At 60.3% G+C, this 25,526-nt stretch carries 26 protein-coding genes; 15 read left to right on the forward strand and 11 right to left on the reverse strand.

Annotation, left to right across the window (positions count from 1 at the left end; all coding sequences use genetic code 11):
* Positions 1-112: 112 nt before the first annotated feature.
* From BT199_RS08715 to ispD, 5 genes are all read left to right on the forward strand, one after another.
* A complete protein-coding gene (locus tag BT199_RS08715; protein ID WP_003189189.1) occupies positions 113-1,744 on the forward strand; it encodes a CTP synthase in 1,632 nt (543 codons plus the stop codon).
* Positions 1,745-1,749: 5 nt separating this feature from the next.
* Positions 1,750-2,595 carry a 3-deoxy-8-phosphooctulonate synthase gene (kdsA, locus tag BT199_RS08720; protein WP_003189190.1) on the forward strand — a complete coding sequence of 282 codons (846 nt, stop codon included), beginning with the start codon at positions 1,750-1,752 and terminating at the stop codon, positions 2,593-2,595.
* Positions 2,596-2,752: 157 nt separating this feature from the next.
* On the forward strand, positions 2,753-4,042 hold the full coding sequence (gene eno / locus BT199_RS08725; RefSeq protein WP_003189193.1) for a phosphopyruvate hydratase: 1,290 nt from the start codon (positions 2,753-2,755) through the stop codon (positions 4,040-4,042).
* 171 nt (positions 4,043-4,213) lie between these two features.
* Positions 4,214-4,492 carry a cell division protein FtsB gene (gene ftsB, locus BT199_RS08730; protein ID WP_003189195.1) on the forward strand — a complete coding sequence of 93 codons (279 nt, stop codon included), beginning with the start codon at positions 4,214-4,216 and terminating at the stop codon, positions 4,490-4,492.
* Complete coding sequence (gene ispD / locus BT199_RS08735; RefSeq protein WP_014717241.1) at positions 4,489-5,196, forward strand: 2-C-methyl-D-erythritol 4-phosphate cytidylyltransferase; 708 nt, start codon at positions 4,489-4,491, stop codon at positions 5,194-5,196. The genes ftsB and ispD overlap by 4 nt, the downstream gene beginning before the upstream one ends.
* Positions 5,197-5,313: 117 nt before the next feature.
* Here ispD and BT199_RS08740 read toward each other — a convergent pair whose 3' ends face one another.
* Entirely contained in the window at positions 5,314-6,210 is an 897-nt protein-coding gene (locus BT199_RS08740; protein ID WP_072434308.1) for a LysR substrate-binding domain-containing protein, read from the reverse strand.
* Between the two features lie 109 nt (positions 6,211-6,319).
* On the opposite strand from BT199_RS08740, the gene BT199_RS08745 reads away from it, so the two are divergent.
* The 8 genes from BT199_RS08745 to rpoS all read left to right on the forward strand — a co-directional run bounded on the left by BT199_RS08745 (position 6,320) and on the right by rpoS (position 13,443).
* Positions 6,320-7,432 carry an S-(hydroxymethyl)glutathione dehydrogenase/class III alcohol dehydrogenase gene (locus BT199_RS08745; protein ID WP_014717243.1) on the forward strand — a complete coding sequence of 371 codons (1,113 nt, stop codon included), beginning with the start codon at positions 6,320-6,322 and terminating at the stop codon, positions 7,430-7,432.
* Positions 7,433-7,440: 8 nt separating this feature from the next.
* Entirely contained in the window at positions 7,441-8,286 is an 846-nt protein-coding gene (gene fghA, locus BT199_RS08750) for an S-formylglutathione hydrolase (RefSeq protein WP_058410376.1), read from the forward strand.
* A gap of 54 nt (positions 8,287-8,340) precedes the next feature.
* Positions 8,341-8,814 (forward strand): 2-C-methyl-D-erythritol 2,4-cyclodiphosphate synthase, encoded by a 474-nt coding sequence (gene ispF, locus BT199_RS08755; RefSeq protein ID WP_003189207.1) that lies wholly within the window; start codon positions 8,341-8,343, stop codon positions 8,812-8,814.
* A complete protein-coding gene (truD, locus tag BT199_RS08760) occupies positions 8,811-9,869 on the forward strand; it encodes a tRNA pseudouridine(13) synthase TruD (protein ID WP_014717246.1) in 1,059 nt (352 codons plus the stop codon). Before ispF ends, truD begins: the two co-directional genes overlap by 4 nt.
* Positions 9,857-10,606: a 5'/3'-nucleotidase SurE gene (surE, locus tag BT199_RS08765; protein WP_014717247.1), complete on the forward strand. Its 750-nt coding sequence runs from the start codon at positions 9,857-9,859 to the stop codon at positions 10,604-10,606. Before truD ends, surE begins: the two co-directional genes overlap by 13 nt.
* Positions 10,607-10,647: 41 nt before the next feature.
* Entirely contained in the window at positions 10,648-11,283 is a 636-nt protein-coding gene (locus tag BT199_RS08770; RefSeq protein WP_169850588.1) for a protein-L-isoaspartate(D-aspartate) O-methyltransferase, read from the forward strand.
* A gap of 209 nt (positions 11,284-11,492) precedes the next feature.
* Positions 11,493-12,329, forward strand: coding sequence for a peptidoglycan DD-metalloendopeptidase family protein (locus BT199_RS08775; RefSeq protein WP_003189213.1), 837 nt, complete (start codon positions 11,493-11,495; stop codon positions 12,327-12,329).
* Between the two features lie 106 nt (positions 12,330-12,435).
* The gene (gene rpoS, locus BT199_RS08780) at positions 12,436-13,443 is read left to right on the forward strand and encodes an RNA polymerase sigma factor RpoS (protein ID WP_003189214.1); all 1,008 of its coding nucleotides are present in this window, start codon (positions 12,436-12,438) and stop codon (positions 13,441-13,443) included.
* 156 nt (positions 13,444-13,599) lie between these two features.
* Here rpoS and BT199_RS08785 read toward each other — a convergent pair whose 3' ends face one another.
* A complete protein-coding gene (locus BT199_RS08785) occupies positions 13,600-13,809 on the reverse strand; it encodes a cold-shock protein (RefSeq protein ID WP_002554837.1) in 210 nt (69 codons plus the stop codon).
* Between the two features lie 388 nt (positions 13,810-14,197).
* On the opposite strand from BT199_RS08785, the gene dcd reads away from it, so the two are divergent.
* Positions 14,198-14,764, forward strand: a complete 567-nt coding sequence (dcd, locus tag BT199_RS08790; protein ID WP_003189215.1) for a dCTP deaminase — start codon at positions 14,198-14,200, stop codon at positions 14,762-14,764.
* Positions 14,765-14,872: 108 nt separating this feature from the next.
* The gene (locus BT199_RS08795; RefSeq protein WP_005785769.1) at positions 14,873-15,070 is read left to right on the forward strand and encodes a hypothetical protein; all 198 of its coding nucleotides are present in this window, start codon (positions 14,873-14,875) and stop codon (positions 15,068-15,070) included.
* A gap of 21 nt (positions 15,071-15,091) precedes the next feature.
* On the opposite strand, the gene pdeM is transcribed toward BT199_RS08795, so the two are convergent.
* The 9 genes from pdeM to BT199_RS08840 all read right to left on the reverse strand — a co-directional run bounded on the left by pdeM (position 15,092) and on the right by BT199_RS08840 (position 25,419).
* Entirely contained in the window at positions 15,092-15,742 is a 651-nt protein-coding gene (gene pdeM, locus BT199_RS08800) for a ligase-associated DNA damage response endonuclease PdeM (RefSeq protein ID WP_072434309.1), read from the reverse strand.
* Positions 15,742-18,222 (reverse strand): ligase-associated DNA damage response DEXH box helicase, encoded by a 2,481-nt coding sequence (locus tag BT199_RS08805; RefSeq protein WP_072434310.1) that lies wholly within the window; start codon positions 18,220-18,222, stop codon positions 15,742-15,744. Before BT199_RS08805 ends, pdeM begins: the two co-directional genes overlap by 1 nt.
* Before the next feature lie 158 nt (positions 18,223-18,380).
* Positions 18,381-19,145 carry an ABC transporter ATP-binding protein gene (locus BT199_RS08810; protein ID WP_034126849.1) on the reverse strand — a complete coding sequence of 255 codons (765 nt, stop codon included), beginning with the start codon at positions 19,143-19,145 and terminating at the stop codon, positions 18,381-18,383.
* Positions 19,146-19,158: 13 nt separating this feature from the next.
* Positions 19,159-20,277, reverse strand: coding sequence for a succinylglutamate desuccinylase/aspartoacylase family protein (locus tag BT199_RS08815; protein ID WP_072434311.1), 1,119 nt, complete (start codon positions 20,275-20,277; stop codon positions 19,159-19,161).
* A gap of 9 nt (positions 20,278-20,286) precedes the next feature.
* The gene (locus BT199_RS08820) at positions 20,287-20,997 is read right to left on the reverse strand and encodes an ABC transporter permease (RefSeq protein WP_003189226.1); all 711 of its coding nucleotides are present in this window, start codon (positions 20,995-20,997) and stop codon (positions 20,287-20,289) included.
* A complete protein-coding gene (locus tag BT199_RS08825) occupies positions 20,994-21,722 on the reverse strand; it encodes an ABC transporter permease (RefSeq protein WP_014717254.1) in 729 nt (242 codons plus the stop codon). The genes BT199_RS08820 and BT199_RS08825 overlap by 4 nt, the downstream gene beginning before the upstream one ends.
* 57 nt (positions 21,723-21,779) lie before the next feature.
* A complete protein-coding gene (locus BT199_RS08830; RefSeq protein WP_014717255.1) occupies positions 21,780-22,559 on the reverse strand; it encodes a transporter substrate-binding domain-containing protein in 780 nt (259 codons plus the stop codon).
* A gap of 224 nt (positions 22,560-22,783) precedes the next feature.
* The gene (locus BT199_RS08835; protein WP_072434312.1) at positions 22,784-24,418 is read right to left on the reverse strand and encodes an ATP-dependent DNA ligase; all 1,635 of its coding nucleotides are present in this window, start codon (positions 24,416-24,418) and stop codon (positions 22,784-22,786) included.
* Entirely contained in the window at positions 24,415-25,419 is a 1,005-nt protein-coding gene (locus BT199_RS08840; protein ID WP_072434313.1) for a ligase-associated DNA damage response exonuclease, read from the reverse strand. Before BT199_RS08840 ends, BT199_RS08835 begins: the two co-directional genes overlap by 4 nt.
* Between the last annotated feature and the right edge of the window lie 107 nt (positions 25,420-25,526).

Raw genomic sequence — 25,526 nt, forward strand, 5'->3', positions numbered from 1 at the left:
GCGGTTTTTTTGAAAGGTGCACTGTGATTAATGCAGGTGATCGGGGGCTTCGGCCTTCCTTCGCTTTCCCCGGCGGCTCGGACCGCTTTAACGCAGACTTCTAGGGTTTTTCATGACGCGCTACATATTCGTCACGGGCGGTGTTGTTTCTTCATTGGGGAAAGGCATTGCCTCCGCTTCATTGGCGGCCATCCTGGAGGCGCGGGGACTTAAGGTCACCATGCTCAAGCTGGACCCGTACATCAACGTCGACCCGGGCACCATGAGCCCGTTCCAGCACGGTGAAGTGTTCGTCACCCACGACGGCGCCGAGACCGACCTGGACCTGGGCCACTACGAGCGGTTCATCCGCACGACCATGACCCAGAACAACAACTTCACCACCGGCCGTGTCTACGAGCACGTGTTGCGCAAAGAGCGCCGTGGTGACTACCTGGGTGCAACCATCCAGGTGATCCCGCACATCACCGACGAAATCAAGCGCCGTATCATCAAGGGTGCAGGCGATGCCGACGTGGCCATGGTCGAGATCGGTGGCACCGTGGGTGACATCGAGTCCCAACCGTTCCTCGAGGCCATCCGCCAGTTGCGTTTCGAAGTCGGCGCCAAGCGCGCGATGCTGATGCACCTGACATTGGTGCCGTACATCGCCACTGCCGGCGAAACCAAAACCAAGCCTACCCAGCACTCGGTCAAGGAACTGCGTTCCATCGGCCTGCAGCCGGATGTGCTGGTATGCCGCTCCGATCACCCGATCGACATTTCCTCGCGCCGCAAGATTGCGCAGTTCACCAACGTTGAAGAACGTGCGGTGATTGCCCTGGAAGACGCCGACACCATCTACAAGATCCCGGGCATCCTGCATTCGCAAGGCCTGGATGATTTTGTGGTCGAGCGTTTCGGCTTGCAGTGCGGCGGTGCAGACCTGTCCGAGTGGGAAGCGGTTGTCGACGCCAAGCTCAACCCTGAGCATGAAGTCACCATCGCCATGGTCGGTAAGTACATGGAGCTGCTGGACGCGTACAAGTCGCTGATCGAAGCCATGAGCCACGCCGGTATCAGCAACCGTACCAAGGTCAACCTGCGCTACATCGACTCCGAAGACATCGAGAACCAGGGCACTGCGCTGCTCGAAGGTGTTGACGCGATCCTCGTTCCCGGCGGTTTCGGCCTGCGTGGCGTGGAAGGCAAGATCACTGCCGTGCAGTACGCCCGTGAAAACAAGGTGCCGTACCTGGGTATCTGCCTGGGCATGCAAGTGGCCGTTATCGAGTTCGCCCGTAACGTGCTGGGCTGGAAAGACGCCAACTCCACCGAGTTCGATCACAGCAGCGGCCATCCGGTCGTGGGTCTGATCACCGAGTGGGAAGACGCCACTGGCGCGGTTGAAACCCGTACCGAAACGTCCGACCTGGGCGGCACCATGCGCCTGGGTGCACAGGATTGCCTGCTGGAAGCTGGCTCGCTGGTACACGACTGCTACGGCAAGGACGTGATCGTCGAGCGTCACCGCCACCGCTATGAAGTGAACAACAACCTGCTGCCGCAGATCAAAGAAGCTGGCCTGAAAATCTCCGGCCGCTCCGGTGATGGCAAGCTGGTTGAAGTGGTCGAGGCACCGGATCATCCGTGGTTCGTGGCGTGTCAGTTCCACCCGGAGTTCACCTCGACGCCGCGCGACGGTCACCCGTTGTTCAGTGGTTTCGTCAAAGCAGCACTGACGCAACATCAGAAGAAGGCGTAAACCTGATGGCCCAGAAGATCATTCGCGTAGGCGACATCGAGATTGCCAACGACAAGCCCATGGTGCTGTTCGGCGGCATGAACGTGCTGGAAAGCCGCGACATGGCGATGCAGGTGTGTGAGGAGTACGTGCGGGTCACCCAGAAACTGGGTATCCCTTACGTCTTCAAGGCCAGCTTCGACAAGGCCAACCGTTCGTCCGTGACCTCCTATCGCGGCCCGGGCCTTGAAGAAGGCATGCGGATCTTCCAGGACATCAAGCAAGCCTTCGGCGTGCCGATCATCACCGACGTCCACGAGCCTGAGCAGGCTGCCGTGGTCGCCGAGGTGTGCGACATCATCCAGTTGCCGGCCTTCCTGTCGCGCCAGACCGACCTCGTGGTCGCCATGGCCAAGACCGGCGCTGTGATCAACATCAAGAAAGCCCAATTCCTCGCTCCTCAGGAGATGAAACACATCCTGAGCAAATGCGTGGAAGCGGGTAACGACCAGTTGATCCTCTGCGAGCGGGGTTCGAGCTTCGGCTACAACAACCTCGTGGTGGACATGCTCGGTTTCGGCATCATGAAACAGTTCGAATACCCCGTGTTCTTCGACGTGACCCACGCGCTGCAAATGCCCGGTGGTCGTTCGGACTCCGCTGGCGGGCGACGTGCCCAGGTGACGGACCTGGCCAAGGCGGGCATGAGCCAGTCCCTGGCGGGCCTGTTTCTTGAAGCTCACCCGGACCCGGACAACGCCAAATGTGATGGCCCATGCGCCCTGCGCCTGGACAAGCTGGAGCCATTCCTGGCCCAACTCAAGCAGTTGGACGAGCTGGTCAAGAGTTTTCCGACGGTAGAGACCGCGTAACTGGCATTTCTCCGGTAGAATTTCCCACGCTTTACGCTCAGGCCCCCGGGCCTGAGCCTTGTCGTCTGCAAGCCTGCCCCGTTGTTCCACCCTTGCGGTCGGTCAAAAGATTTCCTTCAGCTGCGTCGTTTTCGTCAACTTTGGAGTGTTTACAACAATGGCAAAAATCGTCGACATCAAAGGTCGTGAAGTTCTCGACTCCCGTGGCAACCCCACCGTCGAAGCCGACGTGCTTCTCGATAACGGCATCATCGGCAGCGCCTGCGCGCCGTCCGGTGCTTCCACCGGTTCGCGCGAAGCGCTGGAACTGCGTGATGGCGACAAGAGCCGTTACCTGGGCAAGGGTGTACTCAAGGCTGTAGCCAACATCAACGGTCCGATTCGTGACCTGTTGCTGGGCAAGGACCCGCTGGACCAGAAAGCCCTGGACCACGCGATGATCAAGCTCGACGGCACTGAAAACAAAGGCAGCCTCGGCGCCAACGCCATCCTCGCGGTGTCCCTGGCAGCTGCCAAGGCGGCTGCGCAGGACCAGGACCTGCCGTTGTACGCACACATTGCCAATCTGAATGGCACACCGGGCGTCTACTCGATGCCGGTGCCGATGATGAACATCATCAACGGTGGCGAGCACGCAGATAACAACGTCGACATCCAGGAATTCATGGTACAGCCGGTTGGCGCCAAGTCCTTCTCCGAAGGCCTGCGCATGGGTACCGAGATTTTCCATCACCTCAAGGCTGTACTGAAGGCTCGTGGCCTGAGCACTGCCGTGGGTGACGAAGGCGGTTTCGCGCCGAACCTGGCCTCCAACGAAGACGCACTGAAAGTCATCTCCGAAGCCGTGGCCAACGCTGGCTACAAGCTGGGCACCGACGTGACCCTGGCCCTGGACTGCGCCGCCAGCGAATTCTATGAAGACGGCAAGTACAACCTGTCCGGCGAAGGCCAGGTGTTCAACTCCGAAGGCTTCGCTGAATACCTCAAAGGCCTGACCCAGCGCTACCCGATCATCTCGATCGAAGACGGCCTGGACGAGTCCGACTGGGATGGCTGGAAAATCCTCACCGACAAGATCGGCGAAAAAATCCAGCTGGTGGGTGACGACCTGTTCGTGACCAACACCAAGATTCTGAAAGAAGGCATCGACAAGAAGATCGCCAACTCGATCCTGATCAAGTTCAACCAGATCGGCACCCTGACCGAAACCCTGGAAGCCATCCAGATGGCCAAGGCCGCGGGCTACACCGCCGTGATCTCCCATCGCTCCGGCGAAACCGAAGATTCCACCATTGCCGACCTGGCCGTGGGTACTTCGGCGGGCCAGATCAAGACCGGTTCCCTGTGCCGTTCCGATCGCGTGTCCAAGTACAACCAATTGCTGCGCATCGAAGAGCAATTGGCAGGTAAAGCCAAGTACAACGGTCGTGGCGAGTTTCGCGGCTAAGCAGTAAATGGTAAAAAGTCGGCAGATAGCGTCAGAAATCTCACGAAAATGTGAATTTCGGCGCTAATCTGCTGACTGACAAGCGCAAGCCTGGTTTTTCCAGGCTTTGTGCTATCAGTTGCTGCAAAAGGTTTGCATGACTGTCTTTTTTAACTGGATACCCGGATTTCGATGCGCAGTCCCAATTGGTTGTTCCTCGTCTTGCTCTTGTTGCTGGCTGGCCTGCAGTACCGCCTATGGGTCGGTAATGGCAGCTTTGCGCAGGTGGAAGAACTGACCCAGCAAATTGCCGACCAGCGTGCCGAAAACGAACGCCTGCTGGAGCGCAACCGTGTCCTGGACGCTGAAGTGCTTGAGCTGAAAAAAGGCACGGAGACCGTTGAAGAGCGGGCTCGTCATGAGTTGGGCATGGTCAAGGAGGGCGAGACCCTCTACCAGTTGGCCCAATGAGCCACGATTTACCGGCCTTCTGGGCCGTGATTCCTGCCGCGGGCGTCGGTGCCCGTATGGCCGCAGACCGTCCCAAGCAGTACCTGCAACTGGGCGGGCGCACTATTCTCGAACACAGCCTCGGCTGTTTTCTCGACCACCCACGCCTCAAGGGCCTGGTGGTCAGTCTTGCAATTGACGATCCTTATTGGCCCACCTTGGCATGCGCCACTGACCCGCGTATCCAGCGTGCCGACGGGGGCTCGGAACGTTCCGGCTCGGTGCTCAATGCGCTGCTGCAACTCAACGCCCTGGGCGCCAGTGATGACGACTGGGTGTTGGTGCACGACGCTGCGCGGCCTAACCTGAGCCGTGATGACCTCGACAAATTGTTGGCGGAACTGGCTGACGATCCGGTAGGCGGCCTGCTGGCGGTGCCGGCGCGCGACACCCTCAAGCGTGTCGACAAGCATGGCCGTGTGGTGGATACCGTTGATCGCAGCCTGATCTGGCAGGCTTACACGCCGCAGATGTTCCGCCTGGGCGCCTTGCATCGCGCCTTGGCCGACAGCCTGGTGGCCGATGCGGTGATCACAGATGAAGCGTCGGCCATGGAATGGTCCGGGCAGGCGCCGCGCCTGATCGAAGGGCGTTCGGACAATATCAAGGTGACTCGGCCGGAAGACCTGGAGTGGTTGAAGTTGCGCTGGGCTAACCGGCGGTAACCTGTCAGACCGGGTCTGCTTCATCGCAGGCAAGCCAGCTCCCACATTTGATCGCTGCCACGTCCAACTGTGGGAGCCGGGCTTGCCCGCGATGAGGCCGGTGCAGACCACCTCAATTCAATGCTTGTACTCCGGCCTCTGCGCCAACCCCGCCTTCAAAAAGTCCACCAGCTTCCTCACCTTCGGCGACAAATGCCGCTGCTGCGGATACAACGCCCACACCGCAGTATTTGGCGGTTGATGAGCCTCCAGCAACGACACCAACGCCCCGCTGTGCAGATGCTCCAGCACGTAGTAATCCGGCAACTGGCACAAGCCCATGCCTTGTAACGCCGCATCCAGCACCGCTTGCCCGCTGTTGCAGCGCCAATTGCCTTGCACGCGCTGGGAAAATTCCCGCCCATCCTGGGCCATTTGCCAGATATCCGAGCTGCCAATCAGGCAGTTATGCCGGCTCAACTCCGACAAACTGTGTGGCCGACCGTACCGTTCGAGGTAGGAGGGCGACGCGCACAGGTACATGCGTCGAGGTGCCAGGCGGCTGGCAACCATGCGCGAGTCTTGCAGGCGTCCCAGGCGGATGGCCAGGTCGAGGCCTTCATGCACCAGGTCCAGCGAGCGGTTGGTCAACTCGATGTCCACGCGCAGTTGCGGATAGTGCGCCATGAATCGTGTCACCAGCGGCACGATAAAGCGTTCGCCATAGGCCACGGCGCAGGTCATGCGCAACATGCCCTTGGGTTCGCTGGTCAGGTCGCCCACCGCCCGCAACGCTTCCTCGCGACCGTCCTGCAGGCGTTGGCAGTGCTGCAGGAAGGTCTGACCGGCTTCGGTCAAAGTCACCTTGCGCGTACTGCGGTACAGCAATCGGGTTTGCAGGCGTTCTTCAAGGCGCGCCACTTGCCGGCTGACATGGGATGAAGACACCCCCAACCGTTCGGCCGCCGCCGTGAACTGGCTGCATTCGGCCACCGCGACAAACTCGTCAATGCCTTCCCAGCGGTTCTCCAGCATGGTGATTGTCCCTGTACAGCAATAATGTTTTGCTTTAGTTCGAATTATTCATCAATAGGTGATGATTTACACTCACCGTCTCAGTTTTTAACCCGATGGAGAAACCCGGATGATCAAGTCCCGTGCCGCCGTAGCCTTCGAGGCCAAGAAGCCCCTTGAGATTGTTGAAGTGGATGTCGCCATGCCCAAGGCTGGCGAGGTGCTGCTGCGGGTGGTCGCGTCCGGCGTGTGCCACACCGACGCCTACACCTTGTCGGGGGCGGACCCGGAAGGCATCTTCCCGTCGATCCTCGGCCATGAAGGCGGCGCAGTGGTGGAAGCCATCGGCGAGGGCGTAACTTCGGTGGCTGTGGGCGATCACGTGATCCCGCTGTACACCCCGGAATGCGGCAAGTGCAAGTTCTGTCTGAGTGGCAAGACCAACCTGTGCCAGGCCATTCGCGCCACGCAGGGCAAGGGCTTGATGCCGGATGGCACCACGCGTTTCTCCTACAAGGGCCAGCCGATTTTCCACTACATGGGCACCTCGACGTTCTCCGAGTACACCGTGCTGCCGGAAATCTCCGTGGCCAAGATTCCTAAAGAAGCGCCGTTGGAAAAAGTCTGCCTGCTCGGTTGTGGTGTCACCACCGGCATCGGTGCGGTGATCAACACCGCCAAGGTCAAGCCGGGCGACACCGTGGCCGTCTTCGGCCTGGGCGGTATTGGCCTGTCGGCGATTATCGGTGCAGTCAAGGCCAAGGCCGGTCGCATCATTGCTATTGATATCAACCCGGCCAAGTTCGAAATCGCCAAGCAACTGGGTGCCACCGATTGCATCAACCCGAAAGACTACGACCGCCCAATCCAGGACGTGATTGTCGACCTGACTGACGGCGGCGTGGACTTCTCTTTCGAGTGCATCGGCAATGTGCAACTGATGCGTGCGGCCCTTGAGTGCTGCCACAAAGGCTGGGGCGAGTCAGTGATCATCGGCGTGGCCGGTGCTGGCCAGGAAATTGCCACTCGCCCATTCCAGCTGGTCACCGGTCGCGTCTGGCGTGGTTCGGCGTTTGGTGGCGTGCGCGGTCGTACCGAATTGCCAAGCTACGTGGAAATGGCTCAGTCCGGTGAAATTCCGCTGGATACCTTCATCACCCACACCATGGGCCTGGAAGATATCAACAAAGCGTTTGACCTGATGCATGAAGGCAAGAGCATTCGTACCGTCATTCACTTCTGAGGTCGGCCATGAGTCTGGAAAACCTGTCATGCCAGAAGAGCTTCGGCGGCTGGCATAAACGCTACAAGCATCATTCCGATGTGCTCGGTTGCGACATGACCTTTGCCGTCTACCTGCCTCCGCAAGCGGAGCAGGGCGGCAAGCTGCCGGTGTTGTATTGGCTGTCCGGTTTGACCTGTACTGACGAAAACTTCATGCAAAAGGCCGGCGCCCAGCGCATGGCCGCCGAGTTGGGCTTGATTATCGTCGCGCCGGACACCAGCCCCCGTGGCCCCGGCGTGCCGGGCGACCCGGACAATGCCTGGGACTTCGGCCTCGGCGCCGGCTTCTACCTCAATGCCACCCAGGAACCCTGGGCCAAGCACTATCGGATGCATGACTACGTGGTGCAGGAATTGCCGGCACTGGTGGAGGCGCATTTCCCTGCGTCGGATAAGCGCGGCATCAGCGGCCACTCCATGGGCGGTCACGGTGCGCTGGTCTGTGCGCTGCGCAACCCTGGACGTTACCTGTCGGTGTCGGCATTTTCGCCGATCAACAATCCGATGGACTGTCCGTGGGGCCAGAAGGCCTTTTCCCGTTATTTGGGGGAAGAGCGCTCGAAGTGGCGTGAATGGGATGCCTGCGTGCTGATCAGCGAAGCCTCGGAAAAGTTGCCGCTGTTAGTGGACCAGGGCGATCGCGACGATTTCCTCGCCGTTCAGCTCAAGCCCGAAGCCCTGCTGCAAGCAGCCAAGGCAGCCAACCATCCGCTGGAACTGCGCCTGCAGCCTGGCTACGACCACAGCTACTTCTTCATCGCCAGCTTCATCGAAGACCATTTGCGGCATCATGGTCGTGCTTTGCTCGGTTAATCTGAGGCAAAAGTAGGTAGAATCACGCCCTGAATTAAATCGGGGCGTTTTTTTATGCGTATTGGCCACGGCTACGATGTGCACCGTTTCGCTGAAGGCGATTTCATCACCCTGGGCGGCGTGCGTATTGCACACCACCATGGGTTGCTGGCTCATTCCGACGGCGACGTGGTCTTGCACGCCTTGAGCGATGCCTTGCTCGGCGCGGCTGCATTGGGCGATATCGGCAAGCACTTCCCGGACACCGATCCCACCTTCAAGGGCGCGGACAGCCGTGTGTTGCTGCGCCATGTGGTCGGCCTGATCCATGCCAAGGGCTGGAAGGTTGGCAACGTCGATAACACCATCGTCGCCCAGGCGCCGAAAATGGCCCCCCATATCGAAGCGATGCGCACAGCGATCGCCGCAGACCTGCAAATTGAATTGGATCAAGTCAACGTGAAAGCCACCACCACCGAAAAGCTCGGGTTTACCGGTCGTGAAGAGGGCATCGCGGTGCACTCCGTCGCCTTGTTGCTGCGCGCATGAACGACCTGCAACTGCTGGGCCCGAGGGCCTATGGCGAGGCCCTGGGCAGCGCGGTACTCAAGGCCACAGCCGAAGACTTCCAGGTTGATGAGGTGCTGGACATCCCGCTGACCGGCGACGGCGAGCACCTGTGGCTGTGGGTGGAAAAGCGCGGCTTGAACACTGAGGAAGCGGCACGGCGTATCGCCAAGGCTGCTGGGGTGCCATTGCGCACCGTCAGCTATGCCGGGCTCAAGGACCGTCAGGCCCTGACCCGCCAGTGGTTCAGCGTGCAATTGCCCGGCAAGGCCGACCCGGACATGAGCGGCGCAGAAAACGACACCCTCAAGATCCTGAAAACCGCCCGTCACAAACGCAAGTTGCAGCGTGGGGCTCATTCGGCCAACGGCTTCACCTTGCGCCTGACCCAACTGGTCGGCGACACCGCTGCCATCGACGCACGTCTGCAGTTGATTGCCCGGCACGGCATCCCCAATTATTTCGGCACCCAGCGTTTTGGCCACAACGGCGGCAATGTGGCGGATGCTCGCGAGTGGGCTGCCCGCAAGGCCCTGCCCGAGCAGCGCAACGTGCGCTCGCGCTTGCTGTCCACCGCTCGCAGTTACCTGTTCAACCAAGTGTTGGCGGCTCGCGTCGCCGACGGTTCATGGCAGCGAGCCCAAGTTGGCGATCTGCTGGCGTTTACCGACAGTCGCAGTTTTTTTCCGGCCGGGGAAGCTGAGTGCAGTGACCCGCGCCTGGCGATTCTGGACCTGCATCCCACCGGCCCGCAGTGGGGCGAGGGCGATTCACCGGCGAAAGGTCTTACATACGAGCTGGAACAATCTGTCGCCGCTGGCGAAGCTGACCTACGTGATTGGCTGGTGAAGGCGGGAATGAGCCAGGAACGTCGCATTCTGCGACTGCCCATTGGCGGGTTGACGTGGCATTATCCCGGGCCTGACATTCTGCAATTGGAATTCGTCCTGCCGGCCGGATGCTTCGCCACTGTCTTGGTGCGCGAGCTTGTTGATCTGGTGCCGGTGGGGCAGACGGACAGCCCATGCGTATTCTGATATCAAACGATGACGGTGCCACCGCACCCGGTCTTGCCGCGCTCCATGCTGCGCTGCAGGATTACGCCGAGTGCGTGGTGGTTGCCCCCGACCAGGACAAGAGCGGCGCCAGCAGTTCGCTGACGCTCGACCGTCCGCTGCACCCGCGGGTCCTGGCCAATGGCTTTATCAGCGTTAACGGCACCCCCACCGACTGCGTGCACCTGGCGATCAACAGTCTGCTGGAGCACCAGCCAGACCTGGTGGTCTCGGGGATCAACCTGGGCGCCAACCTGGGTGATGACGTGCTGTATTCCGGTACCGTGGCGGCCGCCCTTGAAGGGCGCTTCCTGGGCCGCACCGGCTTTGCCTTTTCCTTTGCCTCGCGGCAATTGGATAATCTGGCGACGGCGGCGTATTACGCGCGCAAGCTGGTGGAGGCCCATGGCTCCCTGGACCTGCCGCCGCGTACGGTGCTCAACGTCAATATCCCCAACTTGCCCCTCGACCATATTCGCGGTATCCAACTCACGCGCCTGGGCCATCGCGCCCGTGCTGCGGCGCCCTTGAAGGTGGTCGACCCACGCGGCAAGGAAGGATACTGGATCGCCGCGGCCGGTGACGCCGAAGATGGCGGCGAGGGCACGGACTTTCATGCGGTGATGCAAGGCTATGTCTCCGTTACCCCGTTGCTGTTTGATCGCACCTTCAGTGATGCCTTCAGTGGCCTTGATGGCTGGCTGGAGGGACTGCGTTGATGGCTCGTGAACAAGACGACTTGTTGCGCCGCGGCATCGGGATGACCTCCCAGCGCACCCGGGAGCGGTTGATCCAGCGTCTGTATGAAGAAGGCTTGTCCAACGCACAGGTGCTGGAAGTAATCCGACGCACGCCGCGGCATCTGTTTGTTGATGAGGCACTGGCACATCGCGCCTATGAAGACACAGCGTTGCCCATCGGCCACAACCAGACCATCTCTCAGCCCTATATGGTTGCGCGTATGAGCGAGCTATTGCTGGCGGCGGGGCCGTTGGACAAGGTGCTGGAGATTGGTACCGGCTCTGGCTATCAGACGGCCGTGCTGTCGCAATTGGTAGAGCGAGTGTTTTCGGTCGAGCGCATCAAGGTGCTACAGGACCGGGCCAAAGAGCGTCTGGTGGAGCTGAACCTGCGCAACGTGGTATTCCGCTGGGGCGATGGCTGGGAGGGCTGGCCGGCGCTGGCGCCCTACAACGGTATCATCGTCACCGCCGTGGCCACCGATGTGCCGCAAGCCTTGCTGGATCAATTGGCACCTGGCGGGCGGCTGGTCATCCCGGTGGGCTCCGGCGAAGTGCAACAGTTGATGCTTATTATCCGTGAGGACGAAGGTTTTTCCCGGCATGTACTCGGTGCCGTGCGTTTCGTCCCCTTGCTCAACGGCCCGCTGGCCTGATCATTTATTCGCGGGCAGTGAATTCTGTAAGCGGGGATGTGTCTTACGGCGGGGTCTATTGAATCAACACACCTGGCAGCCACGATTAAACATGATGAATTTTTCCTTTCAGTCAGGTGCCAGTAAAAAGCCAATGCCCAGTTATACTTGCGTCATATTTCAAGCCTGATCCAGGCGTTAACGTTCAGCCACCACAAAGGGAGCGGCGGGTGAGTCTCACAGGTCCTGCGCAGCGAATGAGTAAAACAAGCTTTCAGCGACTGGTGCTTGGCCTTGTCTTGAGTTCCTTATTGGCAGCCTGCTCGAGCACGCCATCCGGCGGTGCGCGGGTCGTTGACCGTACCAACGCAACCCCCCAGAGACCTACGGTCACCACCGGCCAATACGTGGTGCGCAAAGGCGACACCCTGTTCTCGATTGCCTTCCGTTATGGCTGGGACTACAAGGCGCTGGCCGCCCGTAACAACATTCCTGTGCCGTATACGATCCATCCCGGGCAAACCATTCGTTTCGATGGTCGCTCGGGTTCTGCACCTACGGCAGTTGTGACAAAGTCGGGTTCTTCGCCATCGTCCTCAAGCAAGACCACCATCATCACTCGGCCTGCAGGCAGCGCCACGCCTACGGTTGCGAGCAAACCGGCACCCGCGCCGTTGCCACCTGCCGGGCCTGCGCCGACCGGTTGGGGATGGCCCTCAAACGGAGTGTTGATTGGAAAATTCTCTTCAAACGGTAGTTTGAATAAAGGCATTGATATCGCCGGGGATTTGGGACAGCCTGTTTTAGCTGCGTCTGATGGGACAGTGGTGTACGCCGGGAGTGGTTTGCGGGGCTACGGCGAGCTGGTCATCATCAAGCACAGCGATACCTACGTCAGTGCCTACGGTCATAACCGCAGGTTGTTGGTTCGGGAGGGGCAGCAGGTCAAGGTCGGACAGACGATTGCCGAAATGGGGTCAACGGGCACAGACCGGGTGAAACTGCACTTTGAGATTCGCCGCCAAGGGAAGCCTGTAGATCCGCTGCAATTCCTGCCCCGTCGTTGATGTGTTGCACAGCCTGTTCCCTCACGTAGAAGGAACAGGCTCCAGCGTTGCCAAGGATAGAGGCGTCGCTTGAGCTTGAGGTCGAACTCACCAAAGGACTATAACAATGGCTCTCAGTAAAGAAGTGCCGGAGTTTGACATCGACGATGAGGTTCTCCTTATGGAGGCCGGTATCGATTTGGAAACGATGTCAGATAATGAAGGGGTATCACCACCTTCAGTTCGCACCAAATCCAAGAATGCTGCCGCGTTGAAGCAGCACAAGTACGTTGACTATACGCGGGCGCTCGACGCGACCCAGCTGTACCTCAATGAAATCGGCTTTTCCCCTCTGTTGACCCCCGAAGAAGAAGTCCATTTTGCGCGTCTGTCGCAAAAGGGCGATCCGGCTGGGCGTAAACGCATGATTGAAAGCAACCTGCGCCTGGTGGTGAAAATCGCCCGACGCTACGTCAATCGTGGGCTGTCCCTGTTGGACCTGATTGAGGAGGGCAACTTGGGCTTGATCCGGGCTGTGGAGAAATTCGACCCTGAGCGGGGCTTCCGTTTCTCCACCTATGCCACCTGGTGGATTCGCCAGACCATCGAACGGGCGATCATGAATCAGACCCGCACGATCCGGTTGCCGATCCATGTGGTCAAGGAGCTCAACGTCTACCTGCGGGCGGCGCGTGAGCTGACGCAAAAACTCGATCATGAACCTTCGCCTGAAGAGATCGCCAACCTGCTGGAAAAACCGGTAGGGGAGGTCAAGCGCATGCTCGGCCTTAACGAGCGTGTCTCTTCGGTCGATGTCTCGCTGGGGCCGGACTCGGACAAGACCCTGCTGGACACCCTGACCGATGATCGTCCGACGGACCCTTGCGAGCTGTTGCAGGACGATGATCTTTCCCAAAGTATTGACCAGTGGCTGTCAGAGCTCACGGACAAGCAGCGTGAAGTGGTGATTCGCCGCTTCGGCCTGCGCGGTCATGAGAGCAGCACCCTGGAGGATGTAGGTCTGGAGATTGGTCTGACCCGTGAGCGGGTGCGGCAGATCCAGGTAGAGGGCCTCAAGCGCTTGCGCGAGATCCTGGAGAAGAATGGCTTGTCGAGTGAGTCGTTGTTCCAATAACGATTGGTAGGGCAGCGATGACAAAACGCCCGATGCATGTGAATGCATCGGGCGTTTTGCTGTGCCCTGATCGTTCCCACGCAGAGCGCGGGAACGATCAGGCATAAAAAAACCCCGCTTTTAAGGGCGGGGTTTTTTCGACTAAGTCAGTACAAGTTAGATAACTTGAACTTCTTCAGCTTGCATGCCTTTCTGACCGCGGGTAGCGATGAAAGAAACCTGTTGGCCTTCTTTCAGGCTTTTGAAGCCGTCGGATTGGATAGCTTTGAAGTGAACGAACAGGTCGTCACCGGATTGTGGAGTGATGAAGCCGAAGCCTTTTTCATCGTTGAACCACTTAACGGTACCAGTTTGGCGATTAGACATGGTGTATCTCCTTGGACAAAGTTAACTGCGACTCAGGAAAAGCCCTGGCCGAGACTGAGTGCAAAGAGCAGGAAAAATTCTTGGAGATGGTTGGATCGAAATTCAACATATCGTGTAGAGATTCTCAGTGACACAAGCAGCACAGTGGCGCCACCTTAACCCTTTTTCCGGAACGTGCCAATGGTATTTCCGAAGGTTTCTCTATTTTCGTGACTGGCGGTGGTATTTACAGTCATTGGCGCCTGCCGTCCGGGTCCCGGCCACGCTCGCTATGGCTTATAACCGGCCGTGCATTGATCAAGAAAACCCGTACGGCCTTTGAACCCCAACGCCGGCCCCGGTAAGATGGCCCACAGATTTTTTTCGCCTCGCTATTCAGGACACCGCCATGAGCATCAAATCGGACAAGTGGATTCGCCGCATGGCGCAGGAACACGGCATGATCGAGCCGTTCGTCGAACGTCAGATTCGTGGCGAAGGCGACGAGCGCGTGATTTCGTACGGTGTTTCCAGCTATGGCTACGACGTGCGTTGCGCCGATGAATTCAAGGTGTTCACCAACATCAATTCGGCGATCGTCGATCCAAAGAACTTCGACGAAAAGAGCTTCGTCGACGTCAAGAGCGACGTGTGCATCATCCCGCCCAACTCTTTCGCCCTGGCGCGCACCGTGGAATTCTTCCGTATTCCGCGCGACGTGTTGACCATCTGCCTGGGTAAAAGCACCTATGCCCGCTGCGGCATTATCGTCAACGTCACACCGCTCGAGCCGGAGTGGGAAGGCCACGTGACCCTGGAATTCTCCAACACCACCACCTTGCCGGCGAAAATCTACGCCAACGAAGGCGTGGCACAGATGCTGTTCCTACAGTCCGATGAGGCCTGTGAAGTGTCCTACAAGGACCGTGCGGGCAAGTATCAGGGCCAACGCGGCGTCACTCTCCCACGCGCTTGATCGAAAGCGCCTACGGGTAAAGGGAATTTGTCTGCAGAAAGTGACTCTATCTAGGTGTACTGCTTCGGCGCGTGTGAAACGCGCCGGGCCATACTTGAGGAGTACCTTATGAAGATCGACCCGCGAATCAGCGCAGAACTCGCCCGGCTTGAACCCAACCAGATTGGTGTTCTGGCCTGGTCCTTGATGGCCAACCCCGCGCACGCGGGGGGCATCCCTGGTCAACCCGAACCTGATTACCCACAGCCTACCGAACCGGGTGAGCCGACCTTACCGGACGAGCCGCCACCCGCGCCCGTTGCCTGATCCCTGAGCAGGCCTTATCGATCATTGAATCGGCCAGACCTGGTGATCGCCGATCACATAGATTCGGCGGTCTGGGGCCTGCTCCACGGCATAGCCCCCTGTAAACGCGCCAAAGGCTGGCAGCAGGCTTACCCGCCCGCCGACCTGGAAGCACGGCAGGCGTAGCCGTTGGCGCCCTTTACCGCGCAGGTGGTACACAGGATGCACATGCCCCGCCAGTACATGATGGCTGGCATGGGCGTCGGGCTCATGTTGCAAGGCGAAAGGGCCCATCAGCAGAGGCTCCGCGACCACGTCGATGCCCAAGTCCAGTGGTGGGTCGCCGGCACGTTTGTCGTGATTGCCGCGAATCAAGATCAAGGCCAGTGTGCGATTGCGCTCACGCCAGGCCCGGATTGCGTTCAGGGTGCCGCTGGCGTGAGAGCCGGGGCCGTGCAGGAAGTCGCCGAGAAAGATCAACTGCGCGCACGGCAGGGCCGATAACAGCCTGTCCAGGCGTTCCAGGTTGGCCGTAGTCGTGCCCTGTGGCACCGGCTGCCCCAGGCTGCGATAGGCCGACGCCTTGCCAAAATGCGCGTCGGCGATCAGCAAACATTTACGCGCGGGCCAGTACATAGCTTTCTCCGGCAATAGCCATAGCTCTTCACCTTCCAGCGTCAGTGGGTAATGCATCAGCCTTGCCCTTTGTCGGCGACTTTTTCCAGGTCCTTGACCATCCGCGCGATGCGCTCCGAGAGTTTTTCCGAGCTCATGCTTTCGCGCATCCGTTCTACCAGCAGCGGAAAGGCCAGGGGCGTGGGCCGCTGGATCCTGAGCAGGTCCAGCTTCAGCGTCGACAGATGATTCAGCGTCTGTTCCAGCCGGCGAATATCCAGCTCGTCCCGCAGAACTTCTTCCCCTGCCTGGGCCAGCAGCAGATTTTGTGGGTCATATTGCTTGAACACTTCAAAGAACAAACCACTGGAAGCCTGCACTTGTCGCGTGCTTTTTGGCGCGCCGGGATACCCGGCAAATACCAGCCCGGCGATTCGCGCAATCTCGCGAAAGCGGCGCAGGGCCAGTTCGCCGGCATTGAGGCTGGCAATTACGTCAGCCAGCAGGCCTTGGGGGCTCAGCAACCTTGTATTCAACAACTGGGGCCACTGCACCTCGGTGGCGCTCAACAGCTCCAGGCCATAATCATTCACCGCAATCGAAAAGGTCAGCGGCTGCTGCTGGCTGACCCGCCATGCCAGCAAACTGGCTAGGCCCAGGTGTACCTGGCGGCCAGCGAATGGGTACAGAAACAGGTGCCAGCCCTCTCGCGACCGCAGGGTTTCAGCCAGCAAATGCTCGCGGGTCGGCAGCCCGGACCAGCGCAATTGGGTATGCAGCAACGGTTGCACCGCCTTCATCTCTGGGCCGTCGAAGTGCCCATGCGCGGCGGCATCAAAACGCTCGACCACCGCCTGGGCCAGTTCGTTGGAAAGGGGCATGCGCCCGCCATTCCACCGTGGCACGGCGGCTTTTTTCGCGTTGCTGCGGCGTACGTAAGCGGTCATGTTTTCCACGCGCACCAATTCCAGCAACCGCCCCGCGAACAAAAATCCATCCCCCGGCTTGAGCCTTGCAATAAAGCCTTCCTCGACACTGCCCAGGTTCTTGCCGCCGCCGCCTTTGCTCCAGAACTTGAGCTGGATGCTGGCGTCACTGACGATGGTGCCCACGCTCATGCGGTGGCGGCGTGCCAGGCGGGCATCCGGAACGCGCCAGATGCCGTGCTCATCGGGCTCCACCCGGCGGTAATCCGGATAAGCGGTGAGTGACAGGCCACCATGGCGCACAAACCCCAGGGCCCAGGCCCAGTCCGCTTCGGTGAGGTCGCGATAGGCCCAGGCGCCGCGCACTTCATCCAACAGTGCCGCCGGGGTAAACCCGCCACCCAAGGCCATGCTGACCAAGTGTTGGACCAGCACGTCCAGCGGCTTGTACGGTGATTCCCGCGCTTCGATGCGCCGTTGGGCGATCGCATCCTGGGCGGCTGCGGCTTCCACCAGCTCCAGGCTGTGGGTGGGCACCAGCGTTACCCGTGAGGGCCGCCCTGGTGCGTGGCCGGAGCGCCCGGCGCGTTGCATCAGCCGCGCTACGCCCTTGGCGGAGCCGATTTGCAGCACCCGTTCCACCGGCAGGAAGTCAACGCCCAGGTCGAGGCTGGAAGTGCACACCACTGCCTTGAGCTGCCCATCTTTCAACGCTCGCTCCACCCAGTCCCGGGTCTCTCGCGATAACGAACCGTGGTGCAGGGCAATCAAGCCGGCCCAGTCCGGACGAGCGCCCAGAATCGCCTGGTACCAGATCTCGGATTGCGCGCGGGTGTTGGTAAATACCAGGCAACTGCTGCTGGCCTCTACCTCGGCGACCACTTGCGGCAACATCTTCAAGCCGATATGCCCGGCCCAGGGAAAGCGCTCGGTGACGGGCGGCAGCAAGGTGTCGACCTTCAGTGCCTTGGCCGTTTGCCCCTGTACATTGATGCCGCCGCCCTGTGGGGCCAGTACCTCCAAGGCGTGGGCCTGATTACCCAGCGTCGCGGAAATCCCCCACACCATCAACTCAGGATGCCAGTGCCGCAAGCGTGCCAGTGCCAGTTGCAACTGCACGCCACGCTTATTGCCGATCAGTTCGTGCCATTCGTCCACGATGACCATGCGCAGGTGCGCCAGGCTGGTTTCACTGTCGGCACGGGCCAGCATCAGGGTCAGGCTTTCCGGGGTGGTGACCAGGGCGGTGGGCTGGCGGCGGGTCTGGCGTGCGCGTTCGCTGCTGCTGGTATCGCCGGTGCGCAGGCCCACGCTCCAGGGAATGTGCAAGGCCTCCAACGGTGCTTGCAGGGCGCGTGCGGAGTCGGCGGCCAGGGCGCGCATCGGCGTGATCCACAGGACGGTCAGCGGCTCGGCAGGCGGTTTGCGCTTGCTTGTAGCGGGCGGGCGGGTAATGGCGAAACGGTTGAGTGCGGCAAACCACAAGGCATAGGTTTTACCCGCCCCGGTGCTGGCATGCAGTAACCCCGACTGGCCGGCCTTGACCGCGGCCCATACCTCTTTCTGAAAGGCGAATGGCTTCCAGCCTTGGGTGGCAAACCATTGCTTGGCGAAGTCGTGGGTTTTTGCCATGCGGCAGCGGACGCTCTGGAGGGGTTAGTTCAAAGACCCTTCAAGCAGTGCCGACGTTCCAACTGTAGGCGCGGGCTTGCCCGCGAACAAACCCCAGGCGCTGCGTTTAATCTGGAGGCCCGCGTTATCGTTGATGATTTTGGCGAGCAAGCTCGCGCCTACTTCAAATTGCCACTCAGAAACTGTTGCAAGCGTTCGCTTTTCGGATTGCCCAGCACATCCTCCGGCAAGCCCTGCTCCTCCACCAGACCCTGGTGCAGGAACAGCACCTGGCTTGAAACCTTGCGCGCAAAGCTCATCTCGTGGGTCACCATAATCATGGTTCGGCCTTCCTCGGCCAGGCCCTGGATCACCTTCAACACTTCGCCCACCAGCTCCGGGTCCAGCGCCGACGTGGGTTCATCGAACAGCATCACCTCCGGCTCCATGGCCAGGGCGCGGGCGATGGCGACACGCTGCTGCTGGCCGCCGGAGAGGAACGCCGGGTATTGATCAGCCACCCGCGCCGGCAGCCCGACTTTGTCCAGGTAGCGGCGGGCACGGTCTTCGGCGTCCTTCTTGCTGCAACCCAGCACGCGGCGCGGGGCCATGGTGATGTTTTCCAGCACGCTCATGTGGCTCCACAAGTTGAAGTGCTGGAACACCATTGCCAGCCGTGTGCGCAAGCGTTGCAACTCGGCGTCGTCGGCCACGCGCATGCCATGGCGGTCGCTGACCATGCGGATCGCCTGGCCGTCCAGGGTCATGGCGCCATCGTTGGGGGTTTCCAAAAAGTTGATACAGCGCAGGAAGGTACTCTTGCCTGAGCCACTGGCGCCGATCAGGCTGATCACATCACCGGTCTTGGCCTTGAGCGACACACCTTTGAGCACTTGATTGTCGCCATAGCTTTTGTGCAGGCCTTCAACGGTCAGTTTGTACATGGGGCATGCATCCTCAAGGCGAAAGTAGATAACCGCTGCGGTAGGCCTGTGTGCCGGCGACATGGCAGATCACCATGCCGGCCGTGGCCATGCGGCGTAGCGAACGGGCGTAAAGCAGCCCGGCGTGCTGGCAGTGCACAGGCGTTACGCGGTCTGTAATGGGGTCGATGATGTCGGCGACCCATTGCCCGGCCTCCAGGTATTGGCCTGGCAGGGCGTTGAATACCAGCAAGCCACCCACCGCCGTGGTCACCGGCTCCACCGCCGCCAACGGCGTAGCCGGGTAGGCCAGGGCAGGCAAGGGGGCTGCATTGTCGCGAATGGCGCCGAAGTGGATCAAATAATCAATGATGGCCTGGCAGTCCAGCGCGGCGAGGCCGTGGTTGACATCGCCCTGGCCACGCAGCTCGACGGTCACCGACAAGCTGCCCATGGGGATCGGGTAGCGTTCGCCGAAGCGTTGCTGCAACTGCCACCACACCAGGGTGAAACACTCATCAAAAGACTGCCCGCCGGAATCGGTGGCCAACAGGTTGGCCTGCGAACCCAGGTAGCGCGCCAACGGCTCTACCTGTGGCCAGGCTTCGGGCGTGGTGTACAGGTGCGTCACGGCTTCGAAGTCGCAATGCAGGTCCAGCACCACGTCGGCATCACAGGCCAGGCGTTGCAGCACCAGGCGTTGGGAGTGCAACTGGGTCTGGGCGGTGTGCGCGGCCAGGGCGTGGGACAGTGCGCTGCGGATCAATTGGGCATTGCGCTGGGGATCATCGCCCAGCAGGTCTTCGACCTGGTTACCGACGTCTTCGCTGAGGTCGACAAACAGGCGATTGAAGTTCTGCCCGCTTTCCAGTTCGTAGCGGCCCAAGGGGATGTCCATCAACACCTGTTCCAGTCCCACCGGGTTGGCGACGGGCACCAGCACGATTTCGCTACGCAAGCGCCCGGCCGTTTCAAGTTCTGCCAGGCGCGCCTTCAGATGCCAGGCCACCAGCATGCCCGGCAATTCATCGGCATGCAGGGAGGACTGGATGTACACCTTGCCTTCGGGCTGCTGCGGGCCGAAGTGAAAACTGTGGATCTGCCGCGCCGTGCCGGGCACCGGCGCGATCAAGTCATGTAGCTGATGGTGCATGCAAACTCCTTAGTGGCTCGGCCCGAGAAAGGCCAGCCAACGGCGTTCCGCCAGGCGAAACAGGCCGACCAGGGCAAAGGTCACCGTCAGATAGATCAGTGCGGCAATGCCGAATGACTGGAAGGTCATGAAGGTGGCGGAGTTGGCATCCCGCGCCACTTTGAGGATATCCGGGATCGTCGCGGTAAAGGCCACGGTGGTCGAGTGCAGCATCAGGATCACTTCGTTGCTGTAGTAGGGCAACGAGCGTCGCAACGCGGAAGGCATGATCACGTAGGCGTACAGCTTCCAGCCGCTTAGGCCATAAGCCTTGGCCGCCTCGACTTCGCCGTGGGCCATGCTGCGGATCGCCCCGGCGAAAATCTCGGTGGTGTAGGCGCAGGTGTTGAGGGCGAACGCGAGGAGGGTGCAGTTCATCGCATCGCGAAAGAACGCATCCAGCACCGGTTGTGCTCGTACGGCGGCAAGGCTGTAGATGCCGGTGTAGCAGATCAGCAATTGGATATAGAGCGGCGTACCACGAAACAGGTAGGTGTAGAACTGCACGGGCCAACGCACCAGGCGCTTGCGCGAAACGCGGGCGATAGACAGTGGAATCGATACCAGAAAACCAATGACCAGTGAGGCGCTGAGCAGCCACAAGGTCATGGCCAGACCGGTGATGTGCTGGCCGTCGCTATAAAGAAAGGGGCGCCAGTATTCCTGCAATAGCTCGATCATCGCACGGCCTCCCGGGCGCCTGCGGAGTAGCGACGTTCAAGTCGGCGCAAGACAAAGTTGGACGCGCTGGTGATCAACAGGTAGATCAGCGCCGCCAGCACCAGGAAATAAAACAATTGATAGGTGCTCTTGCCAGCGTCCTGGGCGGCTTTTACCAAGTCTGCCAGGCCGATGATCGACACCAGTGCGGTGGCCTTGAGCATCACCATCCAGTTATTGCCGATGCCCGGCAGCGCAAAGCGCATCATCTGCGGGAAGGTCACGTAGCGAAACCGCTGCCCGCGCTTGAGCCCGTAAGCGGTGGCGGCTTCGAGTTGGCCGCGGGGCACGGCGAGGATCGCACCGCGAAAGGTTTCGGTGAAATACGCACCGTAGATAAAGCCCAGGGTGATCACCCCGGCGCTGAACGGGTCGATCTCGATGTATTCCCATTCCATAAAGTCGGTAAAGCCACTGAGCCAGGTTTGCAGGCTGTAGAAAATCAACAGCATCAGCACCAGGTCCGGCACACCGCGAATCAGAGTGGTATAGAGCTGGGCGGGGATACGCACAATGGCCAGGCTGGACAGTTTGGCGCTGGCGCCGAGCAGGCCCAGCACTACGCTGACGGCCAGGGACAGCACCGACAACTTGATGGTCATCCAGGTGCCTTGCAGCAACAGCGGGCCGAAACCCTTCAGGCTGAATGCGCTCAGCCCGAGGGTTTGCAACAGATCTTCGAACATAAATCAGGACCTATGGCGATTAAAAAGCGCCCCACCCGAAGCAGGGCGCCCCAGGCATTATTTGCCGCTGTACAGGTTCAGATCGCCAAAGTGTTTCTTCTGGATAGTGGCGTAGGTGCCATCATCGTGTAACGCTTTGATACCTTTATCCAAAAGCGCCTTGAGTTCAGTGTTACCTTTTTTGATACCGATGGCGGTTTTCGACGGCAGCAGCGGGTCGTCGATAGCGGCGCTCACTTCATAGCCAGCACCGGCGGGCGACTTGAGAAAGCCCAGTTCGGCTTGCAGCATGTCCTGCACGGAAGCGTCGAGGCGCCCGGAGGTCAGGTCGGCGTACACCTGGTCCTGGTTGGCGTAAGCCTTGGTGGTCACCCCGGCTTTATCCAGTACGGCCTTGGCGTAGGCTTCCTGGATGGTGCCTTGCTCATAACCCACGGATTTGCCCTTGAGAGATTCTGGCGTCGAATAGCCAGCGCCTTTCTTGAACACCAGCGAAGTCGGGCCGGAGAACAGCTCGGAGGAGAAGTCGATGGCCTTCTCGCGCACTGGAGTCACGGTCATCGACGAAATCACGCCATCGAATTTATTGGCTTTCAGGCCCGGGATCATGCCGTCGAAGTCACTTTCGACCCACTTGCACTTGACCTTCAGCTCTGCGCAGATCGCATTGCCCAGGTCGATATCGAAGCCCACCAGGCTGCCGTCGGCGGCCTTGGATTCGAACGGTGCGTAGGAAGGGTCGACACCAAAACGCAATTCCTTGTATTCCTTGGCTGTAGCAACACCAGCAGCCATGCACAGAGCCAGTGCAGAAAGGGTCAGCAATGCTTTTTTCATTAGGTAATCCCTGGAAACCAAGATAAGCGCTTGTGGCGCGATTAGGACTGTTACTGAACGGTGTCAGACCCACCACAAGTAGCAATTTCTGCACCATAGTTCCGGATGGGCTTTTTAAACGGTGGGGTAAGGCAGTTCCAAGTGTAGGCGGTGCCCAAAAATGGGCATGGAATTTCCAGTGCACCATTCTGGATCTTTCATTTATCAAGAAGGTGGGAGGTGGATCAGGCCAACAGGTCTTGTAGCGTGGCCAGGTTGTCCGCTTCCTCCACCGCCTTGTCCTGGCGCCAGCGCAGCATCCGCGGAAACCGCACCGCAATTCCGCTCTTGTGCCGCTTGGACAGAGCAATCCCTTCAAAACCCAGCTCAAACACCATGCTCGGCGTCACGCTGCTGACCGGGCCGAACTTCTCCACTGTGGTTTTGCGCACAATGGCGTCGACCTTGCGCATTTCCTCGTCGGTCAGCCCGGAATACGCCTTGGCGAACGGCACCAGAGTGCGCTCGCTGCCTGGCGGGCCGTCCCATACCGCGAAGGTGTAGTCGCTGTAGAGGCTGGCGCGCCGGCCATGGCCGCGCTGGGCGTAGATCAACACGGCGTCGACGCTGAAGGGGTCGACCTTCCACTTCCACCACAGGCCCATGTCCTTGGTGCGGCCCACGCCGTAGAGGCCGTTGCGATCCTTGAGCATCATGCCTTCCACGCCCAGGCTGCGAGAGGCGTCGCGCTGCTCGGCCAAGGCTGCCCAGGTCTTGCCTTCCAGCAAGGGCGAGGGCAATAACACCGGTTGGTTGCACGCAGCGATGACCTGTTCCAATTGGGTACGGCGTTCGGCTTGGGTGTGGTTGCGCCAGTCGTCGCCCTGATACTCCAGCAGGTCGTACGCGAGCACCGCCACTGGCGCATCCTCAAGAACTTTTTTACTCAAGGTTTTACGGCCAATGCGCTGTTGCAGCAGCGCGAAGGGTTGCACCGAGTCTTTCCACACCACGATTTCGCCATCAATCACCGTACCATCGGGCACGCCACTGACCAGGCTGTGGAGTTCAGGGAAACGTTCAGTCAGCAACTCTTCCCCGCGAGACCAGACCCACAGGCGGCCCTCGCGCTTGACCAGTTGTGCGCGAATGCCATCAAACTTCCATTCCACCTGCCAATCGGCGGGTGAACCGAGCAGGGTGTCGAATTGCTCCACCGGTTGCGCCAGCCCGTGAGCCAGAAAAAACGGATAGGGTTGCCCGCCACGTTGCGCGTGCTCGTCGGATGATTCGGCGGCAATCAGCTTGAGGTAGCCTTCGGCTGTGGGACGGTTCGACAAATCGGTGTAGCCCACCAACCGCTGCGCCACGCGCTTGCTGTCGAGGTCGGCCATGGCAGCGAGGGCGCGGGTCACCAGCAGTTTGGATACGCCCACCCGAAAGCTGCCGGTGATCAACTTGATGCACACCATCAGGCTCGGTTGGTCCAGTTGCGCCCACAGCGCCGGCAGCCGGTCTGCAAGGTCCAAGGGTGGCAGACCGCGCAGGGGCAGCAGTTTTTCTTCCAGCCACACGGCCAGGCCGTCTTCGGATGTGTAGGTGGATTCTGGCAGGAGCAGTGAGATCGTCTCGGCCAGGTCACCTACGGACTGGTAGCTCTCTTCGAACAGCCAGGGTTCGATGCCGGCCGCTTCGGTGGCCATGTCCCGTAGCAGGCGCGTCGGCACCAGTTGCCGTGGCCTCCCGCCGCTGAGAAAGTACACCGCCCAGGCCGCATCGGCTGGCGGCGCCTGCAGGAAGTAGGCTTGCAGAGCCGCAAGCTTGGCATTGCTGGAAGTGGTGGCGTCGAGGTTGGCGTACAGCTCGGCGAAGGCTTTCATGCAGTAGCCTCTTCTTCGTCATTGCCGTATTCGGTGCTGAAGCCTTGGGCATCCAAGCCCTTTTCCCGCAGGTGACGCACCAACACACCGACCGAACCATGGGTGACCATTACCCGTTGTGCGCCGGTTTGTTCGATGGCCCACAACAAGCCGGGCCAATCGGCGTGGTCCGAGAGCACGAAGCCACGGTCCACACCGCGTCGCCGTCTGGTACCACGCAAGCGCATCCAGCCGCTGGCGAAGGCGTCGCTGTAGTCGCCAAAGCGGCGCATCCAGGTACTGCCTCCGGCGGAGGGCGGGGCGATGATCAGGGCTTGGCGCAGCAGTGGGTCGGTCTTTTTGAAGTCGCCGGCATACAGGGTCTCGGGGATGTAGATGCCCGCTTCGCGGTACACCCGGTTCAACGGCTCGACCGCGCCGTGGCTGAGGATCGGGCCGATGCTGGCGTCCAGCCCATGGAGAATGCGTTGGGCCTTGCCGAAGGAATAACAGAACAACACGCTGGCTTTGCCGCTGGCGATATTGGCCTTCCACCAGTCATTGATCCCGGCAAAAATCTGCGCCTGAGGCTGCCAGCGGTAAATCGGCAGCCCGAATGTGGATTCGGTGATAAAGGTGTGGCAACGCACCGGTTCGAAGGGTGCGCAGGTGCCATCGGGCTCGACCTTATAGTCGCCGGACGCCACCCAGACCTCGCCCTGGTATTCCAGGCGCACCTGGGCCGAGCCCAGAACATGCCCGGCTGGATGAAAACTCAAGGTCACGCCGTGATGCACCAACCGTTCGCCGTAGGCCAGGGTTTGCAGGTTGATGTCCTGGCCCAGGCGCCAGCGCAGGATACCTTCGCCGGGGGCGGCGGCCAGGTAGTGTTGATTGCCGGTGCGGGCGTGGTCGCCGTGGGCGTGGGTGATGACTGCACGTTCTACTGGGCGCCAGGGGTCGATGTAAAAATCACCGGCAGGGCAGTAGAGGCCTTCGGGGCGGGCGATGACAAGGTCCATGGGGGTGCCGGGGCGGTGGGCTTGTTAGTTATGAGGCGGGGCTGGGTGCAGAAGTTCTATCTGAATGCAGGTTGCAAAGGTGGGCTTGCCTTCGATGTTGGCCTAGA

Source organism: Pseudomonas sp. NFR02 (assembly GCF_900119375.1).
GTDB lineage: Bacteria > Pseudomonadota > Gammaproteobacteria > Pseudomonadales > Pseudomonadaceae > Aquipseudomonas > Aquipseudomonas paracarnis.

Excerpts from the sequence above, each read along its gene's own strand:
- BT199_RS08715 (WP_003189189.1), top strand. The coding sequence starts at position 113 with ATGACGCGCTACATATTCGTCACGGGCGGTGTTGTTTCTTCATTGGGG.
- kdsA (WP_003189190.1), top strand. The coding sequence starts at position 1,750 with ATGGCCCAGAAGATCATTCGCGTAGGCGACATCGAGATTGCCAACGAC.
- eno (WP_003189193.1), top strand. The coding sequence starts at position 2,753 with ATGGCAAAAATCGTCGACATCAAAGGTCGTGAAGTTCTCGACTCCCGT.
- ftsB (WP_003189195.1), top strand. The coding sequence starts at position 4,214 with ATGCGCAGTCCCAATTGGTTGTTCCTCGTCTTGCTCTTGTTGCTGGCT.
- ispD (WP_014717241.1), top strand. The coding sequence starts at position 4,489 with ATGAGCCACGATTTACCGGCCTTCTGGGCCGTGATTCCTGCCGCGGGC.
- BT199_RS08740 (WP_072434308.1), bottom strand. The coding sequence starts at position 6,210 with ATGCTGGAGAACCGCTGGGAAGGCATTGACGAGTTTGTCGCGGTGGCC.
- BT199_RS08745 (WP_014717243.1), top strand. The coding sequence starts at position 6,320 with ATGATCAAGTCCCGTGCCGCCGTAGCCTTCGAGGCCAAGAAGCCCCTT.
- fghA (WP_058410376.1), top strand. The coding sequence starts at position 7,441 with ATGAGTCTGGAAAACCTGTCATGCCAGAAGAGCTTCGGCGGCTGGCAT.
- ispF (WP_003189207.1), top strand. The coding sequence starts at position 8,341 with ATGCGTATTGGCCACGGCTACGATGTGCACCGTTTCGCTGAAGGCGAT.
- truD (WP_014717246.1), top strand. The coding sequence starts at position 8,811 with ATGAACGACCTGCAACTGCTGGGCCCGAGGGCCTATGGCGAGGCCCTG.
- surE (WP_014717247.1), top strand. The coding sequence starts at position 9,857 with ATGCGTATTCTGATATCAAACGATGACGGTGCCACCGCACCCGGTCTT.
- BT199_RS08770 (WP_169850588.1), top strand. The coding sequence starts at position 10,648 with ATGACCTCCCAGCGCACCCGGGAGCGGTTGATCCAGCGTCTGTATGAA.
- rpoS (WP_003189214.1), top strand. The coding sequence starts at position 12,436 with ATGGCTCTCAGTAAAGAAGTGCCGGAGTTTGACATCGACGATGAGGTT.
- BT199_RS08785 (WP_002554837.1), bottom strand. The coding sequence starts at position 13,809 with ATGTCTAATCGCCAAACTGGTACCGTTAAGTGGTTCAACGATGAAAAA.
- dcd (WP_003189215.1), top strand. The coding sequence starts at position 14,198 with ATGAGCATCAAATCGGACAAGTGGATTCGCCGCATGGCGCAGGAACAC.
- BT199_RS08795 (WP_005785769.1), top strand. The coding sequence starts at position 14,873 with ATGAAGATCGACCCGCGAATCAGCGCAGAACTCGCCCGGCTTGAACCC.
- pdeM (WP_072434309.1), bottom strand. The coding sequence starts at position 15,742 with ATGCATTACCCACTGACGCTGGAAGGTGAAGAGCTATGGCTATTGCCG.
- BT199_RS08805 (WP_072434310.1), bottom strand. The coding sequence starts at position 18,222 with ATGGCAAAAACCCACGACTTCGCCAAGCAATGGTTTGCCACCCAAGGC.
- BT199_RS08810 (WP_034126849.1), bottom strand. The coding sequence starts at position 19,145 with ATGTACAAACTGACCGTTGAAGGCCTGCACAAAAGCTATGGCGACAAT.
- BT199_RS08815 (WP_072434311.1), bottom strand. The coding sequence starts at position 20,277 with ATGCACCATCAGCTACATGACTTGATCGCGCCGGTGCCCGGCACGGCG.
- BT199_RS08820 (WP_003189226.1), bottom strand. The coding sequence starts at position 20,997 with ATGATCGAGCTATTGCAGGAATACTGGCGCCCCTTTCTTTATAGCGAC.
- BT199_RS08825 (WP_014717254.1), bottom strand. The coding sequence starts at position 21,722 with ATGTTCGAAGATCTGTTGCAAACCCTCGGGCTGAGCGCATTCAGCCTG.
- BT199_RS08830 (WP_014717255.1), bottom strand. The coding sequence starts at position 22,559 with ATGAAAAAAGCATTGCTGACCCTTTCTGCACTGGCTCTGTGCATGGCT.
- BT199_RS08835 (WP_072434312.1), bottom strand. The coding sequence starts at position 24,418 with ATGAAAGCCTTCGCCGAGCTGTACGCCAACCTCGACGCCACCACTTCC.
- BT199_RS08840 (WP_072434313.1), bottom strand. The coding sequence starts at position 25,419 with ATGGACCTTGTCATCGCCCGCCCCGAAGGCCTCTACTGCCCTGCCGGT.